The following is a 19,971-nucleotide window of genomic DNA, read 5'->3' as shown; positions in this document are numbered from 1 at the left end:
TATTTACGGATTCACCGGTTTTTTAGGCTGTGGGAACCCACTTTCAGCTGAGGCCGGTTTTCATCAATTTTAGTCAGCGGTGCGCATTCTTTGATGGTTTCCAGGCAGCGCTCGGTTAACGCCTGATACTCGCGCGTGCCGCTTTGCTTCCAGCCTACTTCTTTATCACTCAACTGCCGCAGCACTTTGGCCGGCGACCCCACAATCAATGAGGCTGGTTCACACTCGAAACCGGCTTTTACAAAAGCGCAGGCACCTACAATAGAGCGCGCTGCAATAACGGCCTCGTCCATTATAACGCTGTTCATACCCACCATTACGTCTTCTTCAATGGTGCAGCCGTGCAATATTGCGCCGTGTCCCACGTGACCATTACGACGAACGATCGCGTCTCGGCCCGGAAACGCGTGAACAACGCAGCTGTCCTGCAGGTTCGAGCCTGCCTCCATAACAATACGACCGAAGTCGCCACGTAAAGATGCACAGGGGCCAACGTAACAATTGGCACCCACATGCACGTCGCCTATAAGCACCGCTGTAGGATGAACGTATGCGGATGGGTGCACGACGGGTGTAACCCCGTCAATTTGGTAACACGGCATAAAATCCCCTTAACTGGACGTTAACGTTTATTTAACGAGTTCTGAGCGCTCAAATTTAAACGCAAGATACGCATAAAAATCAGAAATCTGCGAACACTACGACACCAAAAACCCAAACGTGATACAAAAATTCATGACTTTCACCCTTGACCGGTATCAATTAAAACCTATACTCTTTCGTTAAAACAAACAAGGCAACACACCGCTGTTAAAGAACCGCCCGACAGCTGCGGGCTCAGGTTCTGGCAAATTAAAAATAATGAAATACCGAGACCATAATGATGCCGCAGATACTGCTATCAGAAGGGCCAACTAACGGCGTTCGCCTTCTAACGCTTAATCGTCCCGAAGCTCTCAACGCACTCAATACCGCACTGCTCGAAGCGCTGAGCGAACAACTCGATATTGCCGAAACCGACCCTGAAACCAAAGCCGTCGTTATTACCGGGAGCGAGCGCGCGTTTGCAGCCGGTGCCGATATCAACGAGATGGCCTCCCGCGATGTTGTTGGAATGCTGGAAGACCCCCGTGTCCAGCACTGGGCGCGCATCGACCGCTTTGTTAAACCGCTGATTATCGCCGTGAACGGTTTTTGCCTGGGCGGCGGCTGTGAGCTCGCCATGCGGGGCGACATTCTTATTGCCGGCACCAACGCCCAGTTTGGTCAACCTGAAATCAACCTCGGCATTATGCCCGGTGCCGGCGGCACCCAGCGTTTGGTGCGAGCGGTGGGGCAATCATTGGCAATGCAGATGGTTCTCACCGGTGAAGCCATCGGTGCTCAAAGAGCCCTCGCAGCCGGTTTGATCACCGAAATCTGCCAACCAGAGCTTACCGTGGATCGCGCCATGGCGATCGCTACCACTATTGCATCCAAAGGCCCTATTGCGGTGCAGCTGGCTCGCGAGTCAGTGCGCCGCGCCGGGGACATGAGCCTTGCTGACGGCCTGCGATTTGAGCGTCACGCGTTTACCATTCTGGCTGCCACGGACGACCGCCGAGAAGGTTTGGATGCGTTCCGCAACAAGCGAAAACCCGAATTCCACGGACGCTGATCCCTCCTAGACAACGACCAACTGCCCGATGACAGACGGGTACCAAAACTGAAAAAAGGACTATTCCATGACCGAGCAGAGCGTGCTTCTCGATATTGATCAGGGGATCGCCAAAGTGACCCTGAACCGCCCAGACAGCCTTAATAGCTTTAACGTTGAGATGCACAAACAGATGCGCGCCGCCCTCAAGAGCATTCGCAACGATGCCTCTGTGCGGGTAATGCTGTTGACCGGTAACGGCCGAGGTTTCTGTGCCGGCCAAGACCTGTCTGACCGCACCGTCAAGCCGGGCGCGCAAGTACCAGACTTGGGTATCTCCATCGAACAGTACTACAACCCGTTACTGCAAGCCCTGCGGGACCTGCCGATGCCGGTCATTTGTGCTGTTAATGGGGTAGCGGCGGGCGCAGGCGCGAATATCGCCCTGGCCTGCGACATCACACTTGCGGCTCGTTCCGCCAACTTTGTTCAGGCCTTTTGCAAAATAGGGCTTATTCCCGACTGCGGCGGTACCTGGACCCTGCCGCGTGCGGTCGGAATGGCTCGGGCAAAAGGCCTGGCCTTACTAGGTGGCAAACTGAGCGCCGAAAAGGCGGAACAGTGGGGCATGATCTGGCAGTGCGTAGAAGACGACGCCCTACAAGATGAAGCTATGGAGCTGGCCCGGCATTTTGCCACCCAGCCCACCAAAGGCCTGGCAATGATCAAGCGAGCCCTGCACGCAAGCGCCAATAATACGTTTGAAGAGCAGGCACTGGTCGAGCGTGACCTGCAGCGCCTGGCCGGCCGCAGCGATGATTACCGTGAAGGCGTTTCCGCCTTCATGGAAAAACGCACACCCGAATTCAAAGGTAAATAAACCATGCAGCCACTCGCCATAGACACCCCTGTTGCCGTTATCGGCGCCGGCGCCATGGGCTCCGGCATCGCACAAGTAGCCGCTCAGGCGGGCCACCGGGTGTTTTTGCTTGACCAACGGGAAGGGGCTGCCGAAGCAGGCCGTCAAAGCATCGTTAAACAACTACAGCGTCGGGTCGATAAAGGGAAGATGGAGCAGTCCGCGCTGGACGCCCTCATCAGCCGCATTACACCAGTTAACGAGCTCGACGATCTTGCCAGCGCCGGCCTGGTCATCGAAGCTATCGTTGAAGACCTGGACATCAAACGCAGCTTATTGACCAGCCTTGAGCAAGTCTGCGGCGACGACACCATTCTGGCCACTAATACGTCGTCCATCTCGGTAACGGCACTGGGTGCAAACATGAAGCACCCCTCGCGCCTGGTGGGCATGCACTTTTTTAATCCGGCGCCTTTGATGGCACTGGTGGAAGTGGTCAAAGGCCTGGCCACCAGCGATGACGTTGCCCAATGCGTTTACGCTACAGCGGCCCAATGGGGCAAGAAACCCGTAACCGCAACCTCTACCCCGGGCTTTATTGTGAATAGAGTCGCACGGCCGTTTTACGCAGAAAGCCTGCGACTGCTTCAGGAACAGACCACAGACAGCGCCACCCTGGACGCCATTATGCGCGAAGCCGGCGGTTTTCGGATGGGCGCGTTCGAGCTGACCGACCTGATCGGGCACGACGTAAATTACGCAGTGACCTCCTCGGTGTTCAATTCCTATTACCAGGACACCCGCTTTTTACCTTCGCTGGTGCAGAAAGATCTGGTTGACGCTGGCCGTTTAGGGCGCAAGACAGGCCAGGGCTTTTACAATTACGCCGAAGGCGCGCAAAAACCCCAGCCTGCCACCGCCGAAGAAGCCAGCTCTACTGCCGACACCTTAATTGTAGAAGGCGACCCTGGCCCTTTGAGACCGTTGGTAAAACGACTTGCCGCCAGCGGCTTGAACATCATCGAACGCGATGGTCCCGGCCGCCTGCGATTTGGCGATGCCGTGCTGGCATTAACCGATGGCCGTATGGCCACCGAACGCGCGGCGAACGAAGCCTGCAACAATCTGGTACTGCTCGACCTGGCGTTTGATTACGCCAACACCACCCGCCTTGCCATTGCGGTTGCTGCGCAGGCGTCTGAGCAAGCCAGAACCGATGCCTGCGCCCTGTTGCAAAAGGCCGGCCTGGCCGTTAGCCAGATTGCCGACCGGCCAGGCCTGGTGGTTATGCGCACCGTTGCTACTCTGACAAATGAGGCCGCAGATGCGGCTCTGCAGAGTGTAGCGTCTATTGGCGATATAGACCTTGCCATGAAAGCCGGCCTGAACTACCCGGAAGGTCCTTTGCGCTGGAGTGACAACCTTGGGTTCAGCCTGGTGCATACCGTACTGACACACATCCAGCAGAGCTACGGCGAAGAGCGTTACCGGCCTGCCTTGCTGCTGCGGCAAAATCGTTTCGCCGAAAAGGGGTTCTATTCATGAGCAACCAACCGAACACACAAACCCCGCAGCAGCTGGCACAAAGCTGTGCTGACGCCATGTACCAGCGGGACGAAGCCAGCCGCAATCTGGGCATGGAAATCACCCAGGTTTCTCCCGGCAAAGCCACCGTTACCATGCCGGTGACCGGCATCATGATTCAGGGCCACGGCTCCTGCCACGGTGGCTACCTGTTCACCCTGGCAGATTCTGCCTTTGCGTTTGCCTGTAACAGCTACAACAAGGCCACCGTAGCATCCGGCTGCTCCATCGATTACATGCTGGGCGCCCGCGAAGGCGACTTGTTGACCGCCAGCGCGGTCGAGCAGTCCCGCGGCAACCGCACCGGCGTGTACGACATAACAATCACCAATCAGAACGGCCATGTGGTGGCCCTGTTTCGCGGCAAGTCCTACCAGGTACGCGGCGAAGTCATCCATTCGGAGAATAATCAATGAGCCATAATAAACCCCTACAAGACGCCTATATTGTTGACGCCGTTCGCACCCCCGTGGGCCGCTACGGCGGCGCCTTAGCGGCTGTGCGCGCCGACGACCTGGGCGCCATACCCATCAAAGCCCTGAAAGACCGCTATCCGGACCTGGATTGGGCCGCCATAGACGACGTGCTGTATGGCTGCGCCAACCAGGCCGGTGAAGACAACCGTGACGTCGCACGAATGTCACTGCTGCTGGCCGGTTTACCGGTCGACGTACCTGGCAGCACCATTAACCGCCTGTGTGGGTCGGGCATGGATGCTATCGGCAGCGCCGCCCGTGCACTGCGTACCGGGGAAGCCGGGCTGATGCTGGCTGGCGGGGTGGAATCCATGTCGCGCGCGCCCTTCGTAATGGGCAAAGCCGACTCCGCGTTCAGCCGTAAAGCCGAAATATTTGATACCACCATCGGCTGGCGCTTTGTGAATCCTCTGTTGAAAAAACAGTACGGCATTGATTCCATGCCCGAAACCGCCGAGAACGTGGCCGCCGACTTCAACATTTCACGGGCAGACCAAGATGCCTTCGCCCTGCGCAGCCAACAGCGCACCGCAGCGGCTCAAAAGGCGGGCCGTTTTGATTGTGAAATCGTGCCGGTCAGCACTCCCCGCCGCAAGCAAGACCCGCTGGTGGTGGATACCGATGAACACCCTCGCGCCACCACTCTGGAAAAACTCGCCAGCCTGGGCACGCCGTTCCGCAAAGGCGGCAGCGTGACCGCCGGCAACGCCTCTGGCGTCAACGATGGCGCCTGCGCCCTGCTGCTGGCCAGCGGCGATGCCTTGAAAAAGCACAATCTGAAACCCCGTGCCCGCGTTATAGCCATGGCAACCGCCGGCGTTGAGCCGCGAATTATGGGCATGGGGCCCGCGCCCGCCACCCGCAAAGTGCTGAAAACCGCAGGTCTGGAACTGGCCGATATGGACGTGATCGAGCTGAACGAAGCCTTTGCCGCCCAGGCTCTCGCGGTGCTGCGCGATTTGGGCCTGCCAGACGACGCCGAACACATCAACCCCAACGGTGGCGCCATCGCCCTGGGCCACCCGCTGGGTATGAGCGGCGCGCGCCTTGTAACTACCGCGATGAATGAGCTGGAACTGCGCCACCGCCAGGGCCAGAAAGCCCGCTACGCTCTGTGCACTATGTGCATTGGTGTGGGCCAGGGCATTGCCATCATTATCGAACGCGTAGACAGCGCCGACTGACCTATCCGGCGCGCAAACACGCGTGCCGTGCGCAAAAACTGAAGCTAATCCGGTAGCAAACCGGAGCAACAAGAACAAAGCAGGAAAAGATGATGGACCTACCAATGCAAAAAGTCGGAAAACTGGACCGGATGGAAACCGCCAGCGTGGACGAACTTCGCCACGAACAGCTGCAGCGCCTGCGATGGAGCGTCTGGCACGCTTATACGAACGTGCCTCATTACCGCAATGCGTTTGATGCTATTGACTTGAAGCCGATGGACATCAACAGCCTGGAAGACATCACCAGAATTCCGTTCACTGGAAAAGAGGACCTGCGGAATAACTATCCGTTCAAGATGTTCGCCGTACCTATGAAAAAAGTCGTCCGGGTACACGCCTCCAGCGGCACCACCGGCAAACCCACGGTTGTGGGCTATACCCAAAGCGACATTGAAACCTGGGCCGACATAGTGGCCCGTTCCATTCGCGCCGGTGGCGGCCACGCCGGCGACAAGATTCACATTGCCTACGGCTACGGCCTGTTTACCGGTGGTTTGGGCGCCCACTACGGCGCCGAGCGCCTGGGCTGCACGGTTATACCCATGTCAGGTGGACAAACCGAGAAACAGGTTCAGCTGATCCGCGACTTTGAGCCTGACATCATTATGGTCACGCCTTCTTATATGCTGAACATTGCCGACGAAATTGACCGCCAGGGCATTGACCCCAAAAAACTGCCATTGCGACTGGGCATCTTCGGTGCAGAGCCCTGGACCAACGAAATGCGGACAGAGCTGGAGGACCGCCTGGGCATTCAAGCGTTGGATATCTACGGCCTGTCTGAAGTGATGGGGCCAGGCGTGGGTATGGAATGCCTGGAAACCAAAGACGGCCCCACCATTTGGGAAGACCACTTCTACCCGGAAATTGTTAACCCGGAAACCGGTGACGTGCTGCCAGACGGCGAATACGGCGAACTGGTATTCACCTCGCTCACCAAAGTGGCCATGCCGGTACTGCGCTACCGCACCCGCGATCTTACCCGCTTGTTACCTGGCACCGCGCGCCCCATGCGCCGCATCGAAAAAATCACCGGCCGCAGCGACGACATGCTGATTATTCGCGGGGTTAACGTATTCCCCAGCCAGATTGAAGAACAGGTATTGAAATGCCGCGCTCTGTCGCCTCATTACGAAATCGAGGTGTACAAAAAAGGCAACCTGGACTGCGTGGATGTTCGGGTAGAACTGAAAGTTGACGCAGAAGGCGAGAACGTCAAAGAACACACGGCCAAAGAACTGGCGCATCACATCAAATCGTATATCGGTATCAGCACCAAGATAGACGTGCAGGATGCAGGAAGCATCGACCGCTCGGAAGGCAAAGCAAAGCGTGTGTTCGACCGGCGCAAAGACTGACACGGACGTTTCAGCGATACATCGTGCTCGTCATTTAAATTTTGTTGTTTAAATAATGATCTAAAAGCTACAACGTATCGTCTGATACTTTAGCTAACAGATTCAGTTACTTATAAATTTAATGCTTTAACATGATACAGGATATTCAAGCTTGAATTTTATCCAGTATCATATAGTATGAAAGCATAGCCCGGGATTCGTCGCGGAGCATTGCTGTTCAAACACAACAGACCAACAAAACAGATTCGGAGAGAGTTATGTACGCACAGCTCGTTGACACCGGTACCAAGCGCCTAAAGACCCGTGAAGAGATGTCCCCCGAAGAGCGGGACTTTCAGGACAAAATAGACGCCGAAACCAAAATCGAAGCCAAAAACTGGATGCCAGACGGCTACCGGAAAACCCTGATCCGCCAGATTTCCCAGCACGCCCACTCGGAAATTGTCGGCATGCTACCAGAAGGCAACTGGGTTACCCGCGCGCCTACGTTGAAGCGCAAGCTGCAGCTGATGGCCAAAATTCAAGACGAAGCAGGCCACGGCCTTTACCTGTACAGCGCCATGGAAACCCTGGGCGCTGATCGCGATGAAGAAATTCAGAAGCTGCACGACGGCAAGGCCAAGTACTCGAGCATCTTCAACTACCCGACCCTGAACTGGGCTGATATGGGCGCCGTGGGTTGGCTTGTGGATGGCGCGGCTATCGTGAACCAGGTGGTTCTGCAGCGCACATCCTATGGCCCCTACTCCCGTGCCATGGTGCGGATCTGTAAAGAAGAGAGCTTCCACCAGCGTCAGGGCTTCCAGATTCTGCTGGACATGATGCGTGAAGGTACTCAGGCCCAGAAAGACATGGTGCAGGATGCCATCAATCGCCTGTGGTGGCCGGCGCTGATGATGTTTGGCCCGCACGACGACGAATCCCCCAACTCCCAGCAGTCCATGGTCTGGAAGATCAAGCGCAAAAGTAACGACGAACTGCGCCAGATGTTTATTGACCAAACCATTCCACAGCTTGAATTCCTCGGCTGCACCGTTCCCGATCCAGACCTGAAGTGGAACGAAGAAACCGGTCACTACGACTTCGGCACCATTGACTGGAAAGAGTTTTACGACGTACTCAAGGGCGATGGCCCGTGTAACCGTGAACGCATTTCCACACGCCGCAAAGCGATAGACGAAGGCACTTGGGTACGTGAAGCCGCCGTTGCCTACGCCGCAAAACAAAAACAACGCGCAGCCGCTTAAACAGGCGCGCGAATAGGAGAGTAATTATGTCTGAATGGCGCCTCTACGAAGTTTTCGTGCGCAGCAAGCATGGCCTTAACCACAAACATGTGGGCAGCGTGCACGCTGCTGACAATGAAATGGCCATGGAAAACGCCCGTGACCTGTACACCCGTCGCAGCGAAGGGGTGAGCATATGGGTGGTTCCTTCTGACACCATCACGGCCTCTGCTTCAGACGAGAAGGAGATCCTGTTCGATCCGGCAGAAGACAAAGTGTATCGGCACGCGTCTTTCTACAAACTGCCAGACGAAGTCGGGCACATGTGAGGAGCGACCCATGACTGAACAAAAAGCTCTGCAGGATTACCTGATCCGCCTGGCGGATTCCGACATGATTCTAAGCCAGCGCCTTTGCGAACTGTGTGGAAAAGCGCCGGCGATAGAAGAAGAAATGGCCGTAATGAACGTCGGGCTCGACTTGGTCGGCCAGGCGCGTAACTGGTACGAGTACGCCGCCGAACTGATCGACGACGGCCGTGACGCCGACAAACTGTGCTTCCTGCGGGATGCTCTGGACTATCGCAATCTACTGCTGGTAGAACAGCCGAATGAAGACTACGCGGTCACCATGGCGCGCCAGTTTTTCTTCGACGTATGGCACTACTTCACCTTGAAAAGCCTGGTAGATGCCAGCGATGAGCGCATTGCCAACATCGCTGCGAAGGCGGTCAAAGAAGCCACCTATCACTTGCGCCGCTCGTCAGAGTGGGTCAAGCGCATGGGTGACGGGACTGAAGAAAGCCACCGCCGCATTCAAGAAGCGTTTGATCTGCTATGGCGCTTCACCGGCGAACTGGTAACCCCGGACGATACCGATCACGCCATGTTCAAAGCCGGCATTGGTCCGGACCCAGAGAAATTGAAACAAGACTGGTTTGGCTTGGTGCGTGAAGTGGCGGCCCAGGCCACCCTGACAACAGGCGCGGAAGACGCCTGGATGTACATGGGCGGCAAAAGCGGCGTTCACACTGAACACCTGGGACTCATTCTGGCCGAAATGCAGTTTCTGCCTCGCGCCTACCCGGACGCCACTACCTGGTAAGTCTGTTTATGAAAGGGAGCACATCCGGTGAATGAACGTGAACCATCGTCTGTAGACCTGCTGATTGCCAGCGACAGGATACCGGCCAACGCCCACCCCGAGCTGCTGACAGAAGACGCAATCTGGGCGCTGCTGGATAACGTCAAAGATCCGGAAGTGCCTGCCGTCAGCGTTTTAGAGCTCGGCATCGTGCGCAGCCTGAGTTGGGATGGCAAGCATCTGAGTATTGATGTCACGCCCACCTACTCCGGCTGCCCCGCCACCGAGCTGATCGAAGAACTGATTGCCGAGGCCCTGCGCGCCGTTGGCATCCGCGACCCGCAGATTAATCGCGTGCTGACCCCAGCCTGGAGTACAGACTGGATAACGGATGTGGGCCGGGAAAAACTCCGGGTATATGGCATAGCACCGCCCCAGGGTAATGCCAGCAAAATGAGCCTGCTGGGCGCTAACGAAGTCATCACCTGCCCATTTTGTGACAGTAAGCACACCGAACGAGTCAGCGAATTCGGTTCTACAGCCTGCAAGGCGCTTTACCGCTGCCGCGACTGCCTTGAACCCTTCGACTATTTCAAATGCATATAGAGCCGATACGCCATGAATAAATTCTACTCACTGGCCCTCAAAGAGGTCAGGCCGGAAACAAGAAACGCCGTATCCCTGTGCTTTGAGCTGCCCGCTGAAGGGGCCGAAAAGTTCAAGTACAAGCAGGGCCAGCACTTGGTGGTGCGCACCACAGTTGATGGCGAAGAAGTGCGCCGCACCTACTCCATCTGTTCCAGTGTGAACGATCAAGAACTGCGTATTGCCATCAAACGTGTACCCGGTGGCGTATTTTCCAGTTTCGCTAACGACCTGCTGAAGCCCGGATCCGTTCTGGACGTTATGCCGCCGCAGGGCCATTTCTCCGTTGAGCTGGACCCAGAGCGGAAAGGCAACTACCTGGCGGTCGCCGCCGGCAGTGGCATCACGCCTATTCTGTCCATTATTAAAACCACTCTGGAAACCGAGCCCAGAAGCGAGTTCACCCTGTTCTACGGCAACAAAGGCACCAGCAGCACTATGTTCCGTGACCAGCTCCAGGATCTTAAAAACGAACACATGACCCGTTTCAATCTGGTGTACATCTTCACCCGCGAAGAACAGGACATAGACCTTTACAACGGTCGCATTGACTCAGACAAGTGCGACCGATTGTTTGACCACTGGATCAACGCCAAGAACCTAACCGCGGCGTTCCTCTGCGGCCCCCAGATGATGACCGAAACCGTGAGCGATTCACTGGTACGCCACGGCATGGACAAATCGAAAGTTCATTACGAACTCTTTACGCCTGTTGGTGGCGTGCCCAAGGCACGCAAAGACCGCGCTGAAACCAAAGTCGACCTGCAAGCTGTCAGCGTTGTTACGGTAAAAGCCGATGGCCGCTCCCTGACCTTCGATCTGGTGCGCGATACCAAGAGCATTCTTCAGGCAGGTAACGACGAAGGCGCCGACCTGCCCTACTCGTGCCAGGCCGGCGTGTGTTCAACCTGCCGCGCCAAGGTCATTGAGGGCGAAGTGGAAATGGACCAGAACTTTGCGCTGGAGGATTACGAAGTGGCCGCAGGCTATGTGCTGTCATGCCAGTGCTATCCCGTCAGCGACAAGGTCGTTCTTGACTACGACGAAATGTAATTCTGGAGTTTTTTTACATGTCAGTTCTTAAAAGCTTTATTGCCGGAGAATGGATTGGTGAGCGGCAGGCCAAAGCCCTGCCCAGCGCCATCAACGGCGAGATTGTAGCGCATACGCACGACGACACCCTGGACTTCAAAGAAGCCGCGGAATACGGCCGCAAAGTCGGCGGCAAAAACCTGCTAGCCATGGATTTTCAGGAACGCGCTCTGGCGCTTAAAACCATGGCGATGTACCTGCAGGAGCACAAGAAAGAGCTGTACGCGTTGTCTATGCACACCGGTTCCAGCAAAGCGGATAACGGCTTCGACATCGACGGCGGCTTTGGCACCATGTTTTCTTACGCCAGTATGGGTCGCCGCGAGCTGCCGTCTGGCAACGTAGTACACGAAGGCCCGGTTACCCAGCTGGGTAAAAACAACCACTTCGCCGGCACCCACATTCTGGTGCCCCGCGGTGGCGTTGCGTTGCACATCGACGCTTACAATTTTCCGGTGTGGGGCATGCTGGAAAAGTTTGCGCCCACCTTTTTGGCGGGCATGCCTTCCATTGTTAAACCGGCCACCTCTACCTGCTACGTCACCGAACTGGCCGTGCGCCTGATGCACGAATCCGGTGCTTTGCCCGCGGGCAGTTTGCAGCTGATCATAGGCAGCACCGGCGACCTGTTCGAGCATCTGCAAGAGCAGGATGTAGTAACCTTTACCGGTTCGGCAAAAACCGCACGCATGCTGCGTAGCCACCCGAACATCGTCCAGCGCTCGATTCCGTTCAACGCCGAAGCCGACTCGCTGAACAGCGCGGTTCTGGCTCCGGACGTGACCCCGGAACATGAAGAATTCGATCTTTTTGTGCGTGAAATCGGCCGCGAAATGACCGCTAAAGCCGGTCAGAAGTGCACCGCGATTCGCCGGGTTATGGTTCCACAAAACCAAGTGCAAGCCGTGTGCAATAAGCTTAAAGAACGGCTGTCGAAGATTACCGTCGGCGACCCTTCCGTTGAAGGCGTGCGCATGGGTGCTCTGGCGTCCATGGATCAACTGGAAGACGTGAAAGCCAACATCCAGGAACTGCTGAAAACCAGCGAACTGGTGATGGGCGGAGACGGCAGTTTCAAACCCACCGGCTCAGGCACCGACAAAGGCGCGTTTATCGAACCGCATCTGCTGCTGTGCCGTAACCCAGAAAACGGTTGTGGTGCCCACGACATCGAGGCCTTCGGCCCGGTTGCCACCATTATTCCCTACGACACCCTGGACGACATGGTGAAACTGGTCGCCAAGGGCCGCGGCTCACTGGTGACCACCGTCACCACCCGTGACCCAGCGATCATTGCCAAACTGGCACCCGCACTGGCCGCCTATCACGGCCGCCTGCACCTGCTGGATGCGGAAGCGGCAAAAGAATCCACCGGCCACGGTTCTCCCCTGCCCATGCTGAAACACGGCGGCCCGGGCCGCGCTGGTGGTGGTGAAGAGCTCGGTGGCATTCGCGCGGTGCATCACTACCTGCAGCGCACAGCTATTCAGGGTTCGCCCACCATGCTGGCGGCCGTCACCGGCGAATACGTTCGCGGTGCCAAACTAATTGAAAACGACGTGCATCCGTTCCGCCGTCACTTTGAAGACCTGCAGATTTGTGAGTCACTGCTAACACACCGCCGTACCGTCACCGAAGCAGATCTGGTGAACTTCGGCTGTTTGTCCGGCGACCACTTCTACATGCACTTTGATGAAATCGCGGCCCGCGAAAGCCAGTTCGGCAAGCGCATTGCCCACGGCTATTTTGTGCTATCTGCTGCTGCAGGCTTGTTCGTGTATCCGGGTGAAGGCCCGGTGTTGGCGAACTACGGCCTGGACACCCTGCGCTTTATCGAACCGGTAGCACCGGGCGATACCATTCGTGCCCGCCTGACCTGTAAGCGCAAGATTGATCAGGGCCGGATGTCACCAGATGGCCATCCACAAGGCGTGGTGGTGTGGGATGTTCAGGTCACCAATCAAGACGACGTGCTGGTTGCCAGCTACGACATTTTGACCCTGGTCGCCAAAAAGCCGGAATAAGTTATCCGGCCATAAAAAAACCGCCAGCAGCGTTCAGCTCTGGCGGTTTTTTTGTACCGGGCTGATACAGAGAAAAAATGTGATGGAGTGCTCCTCACTCCAATCCGACGTCTGTGCGCCATTATGTTGATAGACCTCAGGCAGTGCCCAGCGGCACGATCAGCACCGGACGCTTAGAGTGGGTCAGCGTCTTGGTTGAGGTAGAGCCCATCAGTGCTTGCCCCAGCGCGTTATGCTTGCGGGTTCCCATAACGATCACATCGGCATTTATCTCGTCGCCGACTTCAAGGATTTTACGCCAGGGCGAGCCTTCCTCGATGCGCGCCTCAATGTTCTTCAAGCTTAACACTTCGTGATCTTCCAGCTCTTCCGCGCAGAAGCGCTCTATCCGACCGCGAATCTTGACGCTCAACGCCTCAACGCCCTTGTGCAGCATGTCGTCGAGCTCTTCTTTTTCCATCATGTTACTCAGCACACTGCGTGCGGTACCCGACAGGGACTCAATCACATACAGATAAGTGATCTGCGCCTCGGAGTAGTGACCACAAAGGCTGACCGCTGCACGGAATGCCGCGCGTGAGCCTTTATCAAGATCGGAGACATATAAAATCTTTTTAACATCATGATACATAGTTCTTTTCCTCTATCCACTCAGGACCAGCAAGGCTCTACCGCTTAGCGGTACAGCAGCTCCGGCAAAAACAGCGCAATCTGAGCAATAAACACAATCAGCGCCAAACGCACAATATCGGCGCACCAAAACGGGGTAACACCCTTGAAGATAGTACCCGTCTTGACATCTCTCAATACTGCACTGAGCACAAAGACGTTCATACCCACGGGTGGCGTGATCAGACTGATCTCAGTCACGACAACGACAACTATGCCGAACCACACCAGATCGAAGCCCATACTCGCCACCAGCGGATAGAATACCGGCACTGTCAACAGGATCATCGACAGGCTCTCAAACACCATCCCAAGCACAATGTAGATACCCAAAATTGCCAGAATCACGACAATCGGGGCCACATCCAGCGCAGTCACGAACTCCAGCAGCATGTCCGGCAGCCCGGCCCGGTTAATAAAGTCCGAGAAAATCAGCGCCCCGATCACCACGGCAAACAGCATCGCAGAAGTACGCGCTGTATCCGCCAGTGTTTCGAAAAGTGTCGACAAAGTGAGGCTGCGCCGGGCGAGGGCAATCAAAAAAGCGCCACCGGCACCGATGCCCGCCGCTTCCGTCGGCGTGAAGATACCCAGATAGATACCGCCCATGACGACGGTGAACAACAGCAATACGCCCCAAACTCCTTTCAGCGCGCGCAAACGTTCCGGCCATTCGGCTTTCTCACCCGCGGGGCCGGCGCTGGGATCACGCCAAACCACATAACGCACCGCGACCATATACATCAGCATGCCGAGGATGCCCGGAATGAAACCGGCGGCGAACAGTTCACGGATAGAGGACTCGGTCAGCAGACCGTAAATTATCAGAATCACGCTCGGCGGAATCAGGATGCCCAGAGTGCCGCCAGCAGCGATAGAGGCAGTGGCCAAAGAGTCGGCATAACCGTATTTGCGCATCGATGGCATGGCCACCTTGCCCATGGTCGCGGAGGTCGCCAGACTGGAGCCACAGATCGCCGAGAAACCACCACAAGCTACTACCGTTGCCATGGACAATCCGCCTTTGCGATGACCGAGAAAGGCATTGGAAACATGGTAAAGCTCCTGGGCAAGGCCCGAACGGGTCACCAGGTTACCCATCAGCACGAACAACGGAATCACCGACAAGCTATAATTCTGGACCGTACCGATCACCCGGTTCGACGCCATCGAAAGAGCGCCCCGCCAGCGGAAATCCATGAAATTGGTCAGGTCCAGCCCCATCAGAAAGGCGAAACCAAAGAAACCGACCAGGCCCATGGCAAAGGCAATTGGCACCCTCAGAACCACGATCATGAAAAGTAGAACGGCAAAGCCGGTCAGCACGACGGTCATAGAATTTTCCGTAACTGATTGGGTTATTTTTGAGGAGTGAACAGAACGCGATAAACGCCGAGCGTTATCATGGTGGCAGCGGTCAGCCAACTCATAATGGCGATGTACTCGGCAATATAACCACTGGGCAGGCCGAGAAATTCCGTCACAACACCACGCCGGATCGACCTCTCGCCAAGCTCAAAGATCCGTACCCCAAGGAAGTACATCGAAGAGGAAATAACCAGGGCCGAAACCAGTCCGAGAACCTTCAACACCTTTTGCCCCAGCACATTGTCCAGCAGATCCACCACGATATGCCCACCCCGATAAGTGATAACCGGCATCGCCGCGAATACCATCAGGGCAAGGCCGAGTCGGGTGAGCTCAGTGGCCCCGAGAACGGGACTGTTGAAGAGATAGCGACCGGCCACGTCCAGGCAGGTAGTCAACATAAGCAGGAAGAGAACTGACGCTGCTACAAGCTCCAGAAGGAAGACCAGCCACTTGGCTGGCCCCTTCTCGCTATAATGACTGTTAACCCATGTAGCGAGAGACATGCGGTTACTCCTGGTGCTCACGCTCATACTCTCGAGCAACGGTTCGCAGCTCTTTGAGCGCCTGTCGGGCATTCGGGGCACGATCAGACACGCTCTGGATCCACTGTTCGTCCATGCCCTGAATCAGCTTCTGGAAGTCCTGCGCCATCTGATCCCCTTCCTTAACCCGGATGATGTTGACGCCGGCTTCCTGCGCGGCCTTCAGTCCCTCGTCATCAATACCATCCCAAGCGCGTCCGGCCAGTGCGGAGAGTTTTTCACCCGATACGCTCATGATCGCCTCGCGATCCTTGGGGTCCAGCTTTTCCAGGAAGTATGGATCGATGAACATGGAAAAACTGCCGAGGTACATGCCTCCAGGGAGCATGGTGACGTTGGGCGCCACTTCTTTGAGACGCAGGGTCTTCTGCTCACCCATGGGGAGGAAGGCACCATCAATCATCCCCTGCTGCATCATTTGATAGACTTCTGGGGCTGGCGCTGAAACCGGGGTCACGTCCATTCGCTTGCCAAGATCGGTCTGGACGCCACCACCAATACGAATCTTCTTGCCCTTTATCTGATCGAAGGAGGTGATTGGATCAATGGAATGGATATAGCCCGGACCATGGGTAAACATGCCAATGAGGGTCAGGCCTACAAACTCGCCGGAGTCCATGAAGTACTTGTTATACACCCGCCAGAGTGCCACGGAAGCCGCCTCGGCTCCTACACCCAGGCCCGGCAATTCCACAATCTGGGGCAACTCGAAACGGCCCGGAACGTAACCGTGGTAACTAAATCCGGCGTTGACGACACCGTCTTCTACCAACTGGAACATGGTTTTCGGGTGGCCCAGATCGTTTTCGATTTTAACCTTAACCCGCCCTTCCGTTGCCTCTTCGACCCATTTGGCCCACGTCGGCCAGACGACGGCATTCTGTGGGTTGGTCGGCGGCAGCCAGGTCCCGACGTGCAACGTCGTGGCGGCGAAAGCGCTGCTGGATATCGCCAGCCCTAATGAAAGCATGGCGGCTTTGGTAAAGAACTTTATTTTTGTCATAACGGCCTATCTCCTTATTATTTTGTAGTTATTACTTGAATTGCCGCGGATCGGGAAGACCCGCAAACCTTTCTGACGCTGCCACTGCAGGTCTTGCAGCGCCCAACCGTGCACACTCCCGTCAGGTATTTGAGAACAGGGCATGAATGTTGTTTTTGTTGAACTTCAGCACCGGATCTAGCTCTGTCATCTCGAAAGAGATCTGTACATAACTTTCATCAGTGATCGGTTGCATCCAGTCACACAGAATCTTGAATACCTGCTTAGCGACTTCCTGTTTAAGAGTCATATCGCGACCGTGTCCGATCTTCAGGTTCAGGTTCAGGAGCGCGAAGTCATCACGACCATCAGCCACCCGAAAATCGTTGCAGCGGATTGCACGGCTGCGCACACCGCCAAGCGGGAAAGCACCCGTTGACACCACATATTCATGCAATCCCTTGAATAACGGCTGAAAATCCAGACGGTCATGCAGGTTGCCCGAGTATTCAACTATAAAATGCGGCATCGTCAGCACTCTCCTGAGCGATTGATTTGAGTCCTTGCCCCGGAACAATCCGGCGAATATGGGCAAGGTGCTAATAGCAAGAAATCTACTTAACATGTTAAGTGTTGTCAATACGTATAGCCATTGCAACACTTTTCTGATGGACGCCCACACACACAGCCATAACTATAGTTTAGATATCGACTCTTGACTTACTTAATATGTTAACTAAAATGAATCTCATACAATCTGTGCCATCGCCAACCGCCAACCGCCAACCGCCAACCGATGTGGCCGCGCACGATTCCACGCACAGCCAGTGAACCGCAACGGACTATCAAAGGTGCCATCAAGCATGTTGACCAAAGAGCAGATCAAGATCGCCGCCGATCGTTTGTACGAAGCAGAAGTGAATCGCAAGCAGATCCCGGCGCTGACCCTGGAGCATCCTGAAATGGACATGGCAGATGCCTACTCCGTACAGAAAGCCTGGGTTGACCGCAAGATTGAAGATGGCCGCAAGGTGATCGGCTACAAGATCGGTTTGACTTCTCGCGCCATGCAGATGTCGTCCAATATTGATCAGCCTGACTACGGAGTGCTGCTCGACGACATGCTGTTCGAAGACGGCGCTACCCTTAAAGCGTCTGACTTCCTTGACCCTCGCATCGAAGTGGAACTGGCATTCGTGCTGAAGAAACCACTGTCTGGTGAAAATGTCACCGTCTTTGATGTTATCAACGCGACCGACTACGTAATTCCGTCGCTGGAACTGATCGCCGCGCGCTGCCTGCGTACCGATCCGGAAACAGGCTACACTCGCAAGGTGTACGACACGATTTCCGACAACGCCGCCAATGCCGGCATCGTCATGGGCGGCCGCCCAGTCAAACCGATGGATATCGACCTGCGCTGGGCCGGCTGTATGCTGTACCTGAACGGTCAGATTGAAGAAACCGGCTTGGCCGGTGGTGTACTTGGCAACCCGTTGAAAGGTATCACTTGGGTGTGCAAACGTTTTGCCCCGCACGGTATCGGCCTGGAACCAGGCCAAGTGATCCTTTCCGGCTCTTTCATCCGCCCGGTGCCGGTCAAGGCAGGCGATACTGTCCACGCCGATTTCGGCTCACTGGGTGGCGTGGCCCTGAACTTCGAATAAGCACACATCAAACAGGAGACGAGCATGGAGCTGCCAAAGAACCGCTTCAAGCAGGGACTGGCTACCGGCGATACCCAGTACGGCCTCTGGCTCGGCCTGCCAGACAACAGTGCCGCTGAAATTGCCGCCTTGGCAGGTTTCGACTGGCTACTGATCGACGGTGAACACGCCCCGTTCGACCTGCGTACCATCATGGCGCATCTGCAGGCGATCGCCCCTTACGACACCGCACCCATCGTGCGCTGCGTCGAAGGCAACACAGCCCTGCTCAAGCAGCTTCTGGACATCGGCGCGCAGACCCTGCTTGTTCCGATGGTCGAGACGGCCGAACAGGCAACTCAACTCGTAAAGGCCGTTCGCTATCCGCCGCAGGGCATCCGCGGCCTGGGCACCGCATTGGCTCGTGGTGCGCGCTGGAATCAGGTATCGGGTTATCTGAAAAAAGCCAACGCTGAGATTTGCCTGATTGTTCAGGTGGAAACGGCCGGCGCGATGGAAAACCTGGACGCCATTTTGCAAGTCGACGGTGTTGACGGCGTATTTATCGGCCCGTCCGATTTGTCCGCGTCGATGGGTTACGTCGGTGATGCCAGCAACCCGGCGGTGGTCAAGACCATCAACAACGGCCTGAACAAGATTCGTGACGCCGGCAAGTATGCCGGCTTGCTCTGCCTGGACCCGTCACTGGTGGAGGACTATGTCCAGCAGGGTGCCAATTTCGTCGGTGTCGGTGTCGATACTATGATTCTGGCCAATGAAACCCGCAAACTGGCGCGGAGCTTCAAAAAGGGCGCCCCGGTTGAAGACGAAAAGCCTCAGGCCGGCTACTGATTGCCCGCCATCAACACGAGAAGGTTAACAATGACTGCAAGGACACTGGTTAACAGCAAGCTGGTCTGCGTCGCACTGAACGACAAAGCACAGCTGGCCGCTCTGGAAGCAACATTCAACGAAGCCCCCTACAAAAAGCCGCCGACTCAACCAGTGCTCTACTATAAGCCGCACAACACTTGGAGCACCGAGGGTGCCATTGTTGAGTGGGCAAAAGATTTTGACGGCAACGACGTTACCGAAATGGCGATAGGTGCCAGCTTGGGCGTGGTGATTGGTAAAAAAACCTGCCGCATCTCTGCCGAAGAAGCACTGGATTATGTCAGCGGTTACACCATCGTCGCCGACTATTCCTTGCCGGAGCAGAACTACTATCGCCCGGACATCAAAGGCAAGTGCCTGGATACCTCCGCACCGGTCGGCCCTGAAGTGGTTGCCACTGGCAATGTTGCCAAGCCGGATGCACTGACCGTAACCATCAGCGTCAACGGCGAGCAGAAGAGCGCCTTTAAGTTGGCCAATATGGAGCGCTGCGTTGCCGAGCTGATCAGCATTATCTCGCGCATCATGACCCTGCAGGCAGGCGAAATCATCGCCGTCGGTTTCGCCGGTGACCGCGTTGCGGTTAACAAAGGCGACAAGGTTAAAGCAAGCATCGAGGGTGTTGGCACCCTGAACAACACATTAGGAGGTGCTTGAG

At 56.0% G+C, this 19,971-nt stretch carries 21 protein-coding genes; 15 read left to right on the top strand and 6 right to left on the bottom strand.

The features are described 5' to 3' along the window. Positions 1-11 precede the first annotated feature (11 nt). Entirely contained in the window at positions 12-602 is a 591-nt protein-coding gene (locus ATI45_RS18500; protein ID WP_098421081.1) for a phenylacetic acid degradation protein PaaY, read from the bottom strand. Positions 603-883: 281 nt separating this feature from the next. Here ATI45_RS18500 and paaF point away from each other — a divergent pair, with 281 nt between their 5' ends. From paaF to paaZ, 12 genes are all read left to right on the top strand, one after another. Then, on the top strand, positions 884-1,657 hold the full coding sequence (paaF, locus tag ATI45_RS18495) for a 2,3-dehydroadipyl-CoA hydratase PaaF (protein ID WP_179888465.1): 774 nt from the start codon (positions 884-886) through the stop codon (positions 1,655-1,657). Positions 1,658-1,724: 67 nt separating this feature from the next. Then, positions 1,725-2,516, top strand: a complete 792-nt coding sequence (gene paaG / locus ATI45_RS18490; protein WP_098421079.1) for a 2-(1,2-epoxy-1,2-dihydrophenyl)acetyl-CoA isomerase PaaG — start codon at positions 1,725-1,727, stop codon at positions 2,514-2,516. A 3-nt stretch (positions 2,517-2,519) separates the two neighbouring features. Next, a complete protein-coding gene (gene paaH / locus ATI45_RS18485; RefSeq protein ID WP_098421078.1) occupies positions 2,520-4,040 on the top strand; it encodes a 3-hydroxyacyl-CoA dehydrogenase PaaH in 1,521 nt (506 codons plus the stop codon). Then, a complete protein-coding gene (paaI, locus tag ATI45_RS18480; protein ID WP_098421077.1) occupies positions 4,037-4,495 on the top strand; it encodes a hydroxyphenylacetyl-CoA thioesterase PaaI in 459 nt (152 codons plus the stop codon). The genes paaH and paaI overlap by 4 nt, the downstream gene beginning before the upstream one ends. Beyond that, positions 4,492-5,739 (top strand): 3-oxoadipyl-CoA thiolase, encoded by a 1,248-nt coding sequence (gene pcaF, locus ATI45_RS18475; protein ID WP_098421076.1) that lies wholly within the window; start codon positions 4,492-4,494, stop codon positions 5,737-5,739. Before paaI ends, pcaF begins: the two co-directional genes overlap by 4 nt. A 92-nt stretch (positions 5,740-5,831) precedes the next feature. After that, entirely contained in the window at positions 5,832-7,139 is a 1,308-nt protein-coding gene (gene paaK / locus ATI45_RS18470; protein WP_098421075.1) for a phenylacetate--CoA ligase PaaK, read from the top strand. Positions 7,140-7,396: 257 nt separating this feature from the next. Further along, positions 7,397-8,386: a 1,2-phenylacetyl-CoA epoxidase subunit PaaA gene (gene paaA, locus ATI45_RS18465; protein ID WP_098421074.1), complete on the top strand. Its 990-nt coding sequence runs from the start codon at positions 7,397-7,399 to the stop codon at positions 8,384-8,386. Positions 8,387-8,412: 26 nt separating this feature from the next. After that, the gene (paaB, locus tag ATI45_RS18460; RefSeq protein ID WP_007349351.1) at positions 8,413-8,694 is read left to right on the top strand and encodes a 1,2-phenylacetyl-CoA epoxidase subunit PaaB; all 282 of its coding nucleotides are present in this window, start codon (positions 8,413-8,415) and stop codon (positions 8,692-8,694) included. Between the two features lie 10 nt (positions 8,695-8,704). After that, a complete protein-coding gene (paaC, locus tag ATI45_RS18455) occupies positions 8,705-9,469 on the top strand; it encodes a 1,2-phenylacetyl-CoA epoxidase subunit PaaC (protein WP_098421073.1) in 765 nt (254 codons plus the stop codon). Positions 9,470-9,496: 27 nt separating this feature from the next. Further along, on the top strand, positions 9,497-10,054 hold the full coding sequence (gene paaD / locus ATI45_RS18450) for a 1,2-phenylacetyl-CoA epoxidase subunit PaaD (protein WP_098421072.1): 558 nt from the start codon (positions 9,497-9,499) through the stop codon (positions 10,052-10,054). 12 nt (positions 10,055-10,066) lie between these two features. Next, a complete protein-coding gene (gene paaE / locus ATI45_RS18445; RefSeq protein ID WP_098421071.1) occupies positions 10,067-11,146 on the top strand; it encodes a 1,2-phenylacetyl-CoA epoxidase subunit PaaE in 1,080 nt (359 codons plus the stop codon). Between the two features lie 17 nt (positions 11,147-11,163). Next, positions 11,164-13,209 (top strand): phenylacetic acid degradation bifunctional protein PaaZ, encoded by a 2,046-nt coding sequence (gene paaZ, locus ATI45_RS18440; RefSeq protein WP_098421070.1) that lies wholly within the window; start codon positions 11,164-11,166, stop codon positions 13,207-13,209. A gap of 136 nt (positions 13,210-13,345) precedes the next feature. Here paaZ and ATI45_RS18435 read toward each other — a convergent pair whose 3' ends face one another. The 5 genes from ATI45_RS18435 to ATI45_RS18415 all read right to left on the bottom strand — a co-directional run bounded on the left by ATI45_RS18435 (position 13,346) and on the right by ATI45_RS18415 (position 17,302). Next, a complete protein-coding gene (locus ATI45_RS18435; RefSeq protein ID WP_098421069.1) occupies positions 13,346-13,840 on the bottom strand; it encodes a universal stress protein in 495 nt (164 codons plus the stop codon). Between the two features lie 44 nt (positions 13,841-13,884). Then, positions 13,885-15,213: a TRAP transporter large permease gene (locus tag ATI45_RS18430; protein WP_098421068.1), complete on the bottom strand. Its 1,329-nt coding sequence runs from the start codon at positions 15,211-15,213 to the stop codon at positions 13,885-13,887. A 23-nt stretch (positions 15,214-15,236) separates the two neighbouring features. Then, complete coding sequence (locus tag ATI45_RS18425; protein WP_098421067.1) at positions 15,237-15,752, bottom strand: TRAP transporter small permease; 516 nt, start codon at positions 15,750-15,752, stop codon at positions 15,237-15,239. A 4-nt stretch (positions 15,753-15,756) separates the two neighbouring features. Then, positions 15,757-16,794: a TRAP transporter substrate-binding protein gene (locus ATI45_RS18420; RefSeq protein WP_098421066.1), complete on the bottom strand. Its 1,038-nt coding sequence runs from the start codon at positions 16,792-16,794 to the stop codon at positions 15,757-15,759. Between the two features lie 121 nt (positions 16,795-16,915). After that, entirely contained in the window at positions 16,916-17,302 is a 387-nt protein-coding gene (locus ATI45_RS18415) for a 5-carboxymethyl-2-hydroxymuconate Delta-isomerase (RefSeq protein WP_098421065.1), read from the bottom strand. 334 nt (positions 17,303-17,636) lie between these two features. Between ATI45_RS18415 and hpaH the strand changes: the two genes are divergently transcribed. From hpaH to ATI45_RS18400, 3 genes are read left to right on the top strand one after another with little or no spacing between them, the layout of a single operon-like run. Further along, complete coding sequence (gene hpaH / locus ATI45_RS18410) at positions 17,637-18,440, top strand: 2-oxo-hept-4-ene-1,7-dioate hydratase (RefSeq protein ID WP_098421064.1); 804 nt, start codon at positions 17,637-17,639, stop codon at positions 18,438-18,440. 24 nt (positions 18,441-18,464) lie between these two features. After that, the gene (hpaI, locus tag ATI45_RS18405) at positions 18,465-19,271 is read left to right on the top strand and encodes a 4-hydroxy-2-oxoheptanedioate aldolase (RefSeq protein WP_098421063.1); all 807 of its coding nucleotides are present in this window, start codon (positions 18,465-18,467) and stop codon (positions 19,269-19,271) included. A gap of 30 nt (positions 19,272-19,301) precedes the next feature. Beyond that, on the top strand, positions 19,302-19,970 hold the full coding sequence (locus ATI45_RS18400) for a fumarylacetoacetate hydrolase family protein (protein WP_098421062.1): 669 nt from the start codon (positions 19,302-19,304) through the stop codon (positions 19,968-19,970). The last annotated feature ends 1 nt before the right edge of the window (position 19,971 follow it).

Origin of the sequence: Marinobacter sp. LV10MA510-1 (assembly GCF_002563885.1) — a bacterium.
Classification (GTDB): domain Bacteria; phylum Pseudomonadota; class Gammaproteobacteria; order Pseudomonadales; family Oleiphilaceae; genus Marinobacter.
Note: the sequence above shows the minus strand (reverse complement) of the source record. Positions and strands in the feature narration are given on the sequence as shown.